The 6,191-nt window shown below is 52.8% G+C and carries 7 protein-coding genes and 1 pseudogene; all 8 read left to right on the top strand.

What is annotated here, in order from left to right; genetic code table 11:
* On the top strand, positions 1 to 359 hold a 359-nt coding region (locus tag DFO56_RS24740), incomplete at its 5' end, for a hypothetical protein (RefSeq protein WP_158539531.1).
* Positions 360 to 417: 58 nt separating this feature from the next.
* A complete protein-coding gene (locus DFO56_RS13320; protein ID WP_147271676.1) occupies positions 418 to 600 on the top strand; it encodes a hypothetical protein in 183 nt (60 codons plus the stop codon).
* Positions 601 to 754: 154 nt separating this feature from the next.
* Positions 755 to 2,215, top strand: a complete 1,461-nt coding sequence (locus DFO56_RS13315) for a glycosyltransferase family 2 protein (RefSeq protein ID WP_045514668.1) — start codon at positions 755 to 757, stop codon at positions 2,213 to 2,215.
* On the top strand, positions 2,197 to 2,790 hold the full coding sequence (locus DFO56_RS13310; protein WP_045514670.1) for a hypothetical protein: 594 nt from the start codon (positions 2,197 to 2,199) through the stop codon (positions 2,788 to 2,790). Before DFO56_RS13315 ends, DFO56_RS13310 begins: the two co-directional genes overlap by 19 nt.
* Positions 2,783 to 3,151: an HNH endonuclease gene (locus tag DFO56_RS13305; protein WP_045514672.1), complete on the top strand. Its 369-nt coding sequence runs from the start codon at positions 2,783 to 2,785 to the stop codon at positions 3,149 to 3,151. The genes DFO56_RS13310 and DFO56_RS13305 overlap by 8 nt, the downstream gene beginning before the upstream one ends.
* Positions 3,152 to 3,301: 150 nt before the next feature.
* Positions 3,302 to 3,802 (top strand): terminase small subunit, encoded by a 501-nt coding sequence (locus tag DFO56_RS13300; protein WP_045514707.1) that lies wholly within the window; start codon positions 3,302 to 3,304, stop codon positions 3,800 to 3,802.
* Positions 3,803 to 3,805: 3 nt separating this feature from the next.
* Complete coding sequence (locus DFO56_RS13295) at positions 3,806 to 5,464, top strand: terminase large subunit (protein WP_045514674.1); 1,659 nt, start codon at positions 3,806 to 3,808, stop codon at positions 5,462 to 5,464.
* Between the two features lie 193 nt (positions 5,465 to 5,657).
* Positions 5,658 to 6,176: pseudogene (locus DFO56_RS13290) on the top strand (KilA-N domain-containing protein).
* The last annotated feature ends 15 nt before the right edge of the window (positions 6,177 to 6,191 follow it).

Here is a 6,191-nt window from a genome sequence, read left to right as displayed (position 1 = left end):
GGCCATATCAAAATAAAGGTGTCTCAATTATCGTAACAAACCTGTCGCTTTATACTGTCACTGTTACGTCAGTAATTTGGGAATTCAAAAAGAGTATAACTTTTTACCAGCCCTTCGATTCTCGATATTCAGAAAAATTACCAAAAAAATTAGAGTATGGTGAGCAAGCTACCCTATGGATTGAACTTGATGAGAGTGATACTTGGATCAAGGAAATCGCCAAAGGGCTTAAGAAGCAGGGGGCTGATCCACAAGATTTTAGGTGTGTCGTTAGTTTAACTACAGGGCAAACTTTCTCTTTCAAAGTTAATAAATCATTAATTGAAAAGATAAAGACCTATTATCATCAAATCCAATAATCAAAATTTATTATAAAAAAGCAACTGGCTTAAACTGGTGGCTTTTATGGGCGGTGCTATGACCCAAGACGAAACAACCATGATGCAGGTCATCATTGATGGAAAGTTAACTGAGGTTCCCTTCCATTACGAAGAATGGAGCGGTGGACGCACTGTTAAGGTTTCTGACCTGACAGGCAGCTTTATTAGTGTCAGGACGATTGATTCCAGCATACCGCAGTTTATTACCGATCCTCAGTAACACTCGTATCTAAAACCATGGTCGCTACGGCGGCCTTTTTTATTGCGCTTCGCATGCGCTAAACAATCGAGAGTCTTTCAGTCGTGAGCCTGGGGAAAGCTGTTTTCTCGGGCGGCTGTCCCATGCGACAGGCTCACATCTAAAAGGAAGCTTTATGAAGGTCACTATCGATGGTGTCCCGTATGCGCCTGTCTGTAACACGGCCACCAGCCGCATCGGTATCGCTATTTCTACTCATAACCGTGCTGGCGTTCTCAGTCAGGCGCTGGAGCATCATCTCCAGTATCTTCCCGCTGGCGCGCTGGTGGTTGTTGTTGACGATGGTTCACAGCCACCAGTAGCGGTGCCCGACGGCGTTAAGCTGATCCGGCACGAAAAATCGCTGGGCATTGTGGCAACGAAGAATGCCAGCCTGTCCGCGCTGATGGATGCGGGGTGCGAGCATATTTTCCTGTGGGACGATGACGCATGGCCGATTACTGATGGCTGGTGGTTGCCTTATATCAATTCACCCGAGCCTCATCTGGCTTATCAGTTCCTCGATCTGGCTGGAGCGCGCAAGCTCAACGATATCGCGGTGCTATACCGCGATGATAAGCATGTGGCTTACACTGGCCAGCGCGGCGTGATGCTTTACTACCACCGCAGCGTGATTGAGCGTGTCGGCGGCTTTGACCCGATTTATGGTCGCGGCATGTATGAACATTCTGATCTGGCACTGCGCATCCACAATGCCGGGCTGACGTCGTGGGCGTTCGCCGATGTGGTTGGTTCAGAAAAGCTCATTCACTCGCTGGACGAGCATGAACTTGTTGAACGTTCGGTACCGCGCCCGGATCGCGAAGAGCAGGTTAAGCGCAACGTGCGGATTCACAACGAGCGGCGCGACACCGGGTATACCGGCTATGCAGAGTACCGCCAGCGGCATGATGTGGTGATCACCACGCTGTTAACCAGCCAGCCCGACCCGCAGCGCAATGAGCGTATGACGGCCGAGCCCGACATGCTCGCGCGCTGGTCGGCATCTATCCAAGGCGCTGATGCGGTTGTGCTTGCAGACCAGCTCACCAGCGCACCACCCGGTGCCAGTCTGGTCAATGTGCCGGAAGTAGCGATGAACGTTTATTTCCGGCGGTGGCTGCATATCTGTCAGCACCTTCGCGATCATCCGGAGTATCACTCCGTGTGGTGTACCGACGGTACCGATGTCGAAATGCTTCGCGAACCGTGGGCAGATATGGTGCCGGGCATGGTTTATGTTGGTTCCGAGCCAAAGACCTATGCCGATGCCTGGGCGCGCCAGCATCACCCGGAGCGCGTCTATCAGGACTTTATCGACCAGCACCGCAACGATGTGATGCTTAATGCCGGGCTGCTTGGCGGCCTGCGTGAAGACGTGATGGCGTTTGCTCATGGCATTGTGCGGCTGTATTACCTGCTGGAGTGTCACCGCTTCTGGAAGACAGAGAAAGCACCGGCAGCCGTAGGTGACATGCTGGCGTTCGGCATTGTGGCGAAACGCTTTGGTGATCGCATCGTGACCGGTCCGGCAGTGCATACGGTCTTTAAAACAAACGGTATTGGTAAAGAGGTGGCATGGTGGCAGCACAAGTGAAGTTTATTGTGGTTGGCCATCACAGTCGCTATGACCGTGCTTATCGCCTTGCGCGCATGCTTGAAGCCACGATTATGCTTGATGAGGGTCACCATGGCGCTAACTGGAACCACCGACGCGCGCTCGAATGGGCTGCAAACCAGGCTTGCAGGGTAGTTGTCATCGAAGATGATGCAGTGCCTACAGATCACCTTCTTTCAGGTGCGATGTGGTGGGTTGAGCAGCACCCCGATTCACTGATCAGTTTCTATCTCGGTACTGGTCGCCCGCCTCAGTATCAGGCGCAGATTGCAGAACGGCTGATTGCCGCCGACAGGACGCGCGCCGACTACATCACGTTGCCGCAGCTCATTCATGGCGTGTGTTACAGCGTGCCGCCTCAGCATCTACCGAGGGTGCTGGCACGCTGGGACAGCAAAAAGCCCGCTGACTTCGCGCTGGGTGACGCATGGGGTGCGCCGGTGGTGTATCCCTGCTGGTCGCTGGTTGATCACGCTGATGGTGAACCTGTCGAGCAACATCCAGACCAGATTCCTCGCACCGAGCGGCGCCGCGCCTGGAGGTTACATGGTTAAGCTAACAACACTGAAACCCAGGTTGAAAGTGATTGATACGAGGCGCATCAAGCCTGTTTATGGCGAGCAGCGTCGCATCAGTGGCAGCGCCCGCGTGGGACTCAAGCGGCGGATCTGGGTACGTGATGGCGGACACTGTTGCATTTGCTCGCGCGTCGTTGACCTGCATGAGAGCGAGCTTGATCATCGACTCGCATTGCAGTTTGGCGGCGATAACTCAGAGCGCAACCTGTGGACACTATGCACAGAATGCCATTCCGGGAAGTCGGCGCGCGAAGCGGCAACCAGCCAGCCTGATGAAGAGGCCATGAAGCATGCCGTGCCGGATAGCGGTGATCATCAGCAAATCGTCGTGGTCTGATGTCGGTAATGGTTTCAAATGAAATGATTTTACTTTAAATGAAAGTGATTCTCATCACCGGGGGGGTAGGTTCGGGAGTAAACATTGATCGCCCTGGACACCGCTCCCCCTCTCACGCACAGAAAAAATTCCCTTTTGGAGGGTATAAACATGTTAACAGCGCAGAAGCGAAAATTCGCGGTGGCGCTGATGTCCGGCATGTCTCAGAAAGATGCGGCAATAAAGGCGGGCTACTCGGAGAAATCCGCGCGGTCAAAGGGTTCGCAGCTTGCTAAAGACCCGGAAGTCATCGCTTTTACTGAACGCAAAAAGAAAGAAACCATCGAAGTTGATGAGGTCCCTGCCAGCCGGAAAAATGTTTATACCCCAGCAGTAAACACTGAGGAAAAAATACCTCCGCCGGAAGCTCCCAAGGTGGCAGGTCAGTATGATGATCCTCTCAAGTTTCTGATGGCTGTAATGAACGACGCCTGTGAGGATATTGACATCCGAAAGGACGCGGCAAAGGCAATGCTGCCTTATATTCATCCCAAAAAAGGGGAGACGGGTAAAAAAGATGCGAGGAACGCCGCAGCGAAAGTGGCGGCAGGCGCCAGCAAATTTGGTTCCATGGCACCGCCAAAGCTGGTGGTAAATAACAAGCAGGGGTAATTCATGGCACAGTGGTCCACGGCATGCCCTGAATGGGAGAGTCTACTGGTTAACCGCCAGTCCATCATCCCGCCGCCAATTTTTCCTGATCAGGCAGAGCAGGCGCTTGGTATCTTCCGTGAGTTGCGGGTATCAGACCTGCCGGGCAAGCCCACATTCGGTGAATGTTCTGAAGCCTGGGTCTTTGATTTTGTTAAAGCCATCTTTGGTGGTTATGAGGCTGATACGGGTAATCAGCTGATCCGCGAATATGGTCTGCTGATCTCGAAGAAAAACACCAAATCGACCATTGCCGCGGGAATTATGCTGACCGCGCTGATACTGTGCTGGCGCGAAGATGAAGAACATCTGATTCTCGCGCCGACCAAAGAGGTGGCAGACAACAGCTTTAAGCCTGCCGCCGGTATGATACGCGCCGACGAAGAGCTGACGGATATGTTTCAGATTCAGGACCATATCCGCACAATCACCCACAGGGTGACCCGCAACACACTTAAAGTGGTGGCGGCCGATACCGATACGGTTTCCGGTAAGAAATCAGGACGTATCCTGGTGGACGAATTGTGGCTTTTCGGGAAGCGCGCCAACGCTGAAGCCATGTTTATGGAGGCGCTCGGCGGGCAGGTATCGCGAAACGAGGGATGGGTGATTTACCTGACCACCCAGAGTGACGAGCCCCCGGCGGGTGTATTTAAAGAGCGGCTTGATTACTGGCGTGATGTACGAGACGGCAAAATCAGCGATCCAAAAACGCTGGGGATCCTTTACGAATTCCCGGAAAGCATGGTGGAAAGCAAGGCGTATCTCGAGCCTGACAATTTTTATATTACCAATCCCAACATCGGCCTTTCCGTCAGCCCGGAATGGATAGCGGACAATCTCCGCAAAAACCAGGTAAAAACAGACGGCACGCTGCAGCAATTTCTGGCGAAGCATCTCAATATCGAAATCGGCCTGAACCTGCGCAGTGATCGCTGGGCGGGTGTCGATTTCTGGGATCAGCAGGCTAAGCGCGTAAGTTTTGACGATTTATTGCAGCGTGCCGAGGTGATCACCGTCGGTATTGATGGCGGCGGACTTGATGACCTGCTGGGATTCAGTGCCGTCGGGCGTGATGCCGAGACGCGGGAATGGCTCTGCTGGTGTCATGCCTGGGCACACGAAATAGCAATCCGGCGCCGTAAAAGCGAGGAATCCCGGTTTAACGACTTTGTGAAAGCCGGTGACCTGACCATTGTTAAGCGCGTCGGGCAGGATACGGAGGAAGTGGCGGAATATGTCAGCCGGATCCACAGGACGGAACTGCTCGACAAAATCGGCATTGACCCGTCCGGTGTCGGGCAGATCCTCGATGCGCTCATTGAGGCGGAAATTCCCGCTGATGCTGTGGTTGGTGTCAGTCAGGGCTGGCGCCTTGGCGGTGCCATTAAAACCACGGAGCGCAAGCTTGCTGAAGGTGTTCTGGTTCATGGTGGACAGCCGATGATGGCCTGGTGTGTGGGCAACGCTCGTGTAGAGCCAAAAGGTAACGCCATTCTCATTACCAAGCAGGCCAGCGGGAAAGGCAAGATTGATCCGCTCATGGCGCTGTTCAACGCAGTTTCGCTTATGGCACTGAATCCTGAGGCGAAAAAGCAGGATTATCAGGTGCATTTCATCTGATCGCACCACTCAATAATTTTCACCAACCCGCTTCGGCGGGTTTTTTGATCCAGCAGTGTTCCATAGCGCAGTCACGCGCGCATGCAAACCCGAGTCCATTCACAAAAGTGCCCTCAGAGGACGCCAGTTATGGTGATTCTCGGGTGCTGGTTGTCCTGCGTGAACTGAGGGCTCTTTTTTGAAGGAATTCACCATGAAATATCCAACCGTAGCAGTAAACGGTATTTCCGTTCGTGTTGACGAAGCGGGCCGCTATAACCTTAACGATCTCCATGCCGCTGCCGTCGCTGAGGGAAAAGCAACGGAATCTCAGCGCCCCAGTAACTTTATCAAAAGCGGACAGGTTAAAAAATTTGTTCAGGAACTAACCAAAGCTACAAAAATAGCTTCGGTCAAAATCATTAAAGGCGGTGTTTAGCCCGGTATCTGGAGCCTTGAGTTGGTAGCGATCCGCTATGCTGCCTGGCTCAGCGTAGAGTTTGAAATAAAGGTTTATCAAACCTTCCAGATGGTAATTCGCAATGGTATTGACACGCTATCCCGCCTCAATCGGCTTGATCACATCATCAACACGGAAACAAAAGATGTGAGCCAATGCGCCAGCAAGATGGCGAAGTGGGGCGTCGGTGGCCGCAAAAAAATACTGCTTGCGGCACGGGAACGAATGGTTGACGAAGTTCAGATGTACCTGCCTGGACTGGCAGATTATTAACACTAATTAACAACC

Source organism: Kosakonia sp. AG348 (assembly GCF_003337365.1).
Taxonomy (GTDB): Bacteria; Pseudomonadota; Gammaproteobacteria; order Enterobacterales; family Enterobacteriaceae; genus Kosakonia.
The sequence above is the reverse complement of the archived record's forward strand: the minus strand, read 5'-3'. Positions and strand labels throughout refer to the sequence as shown.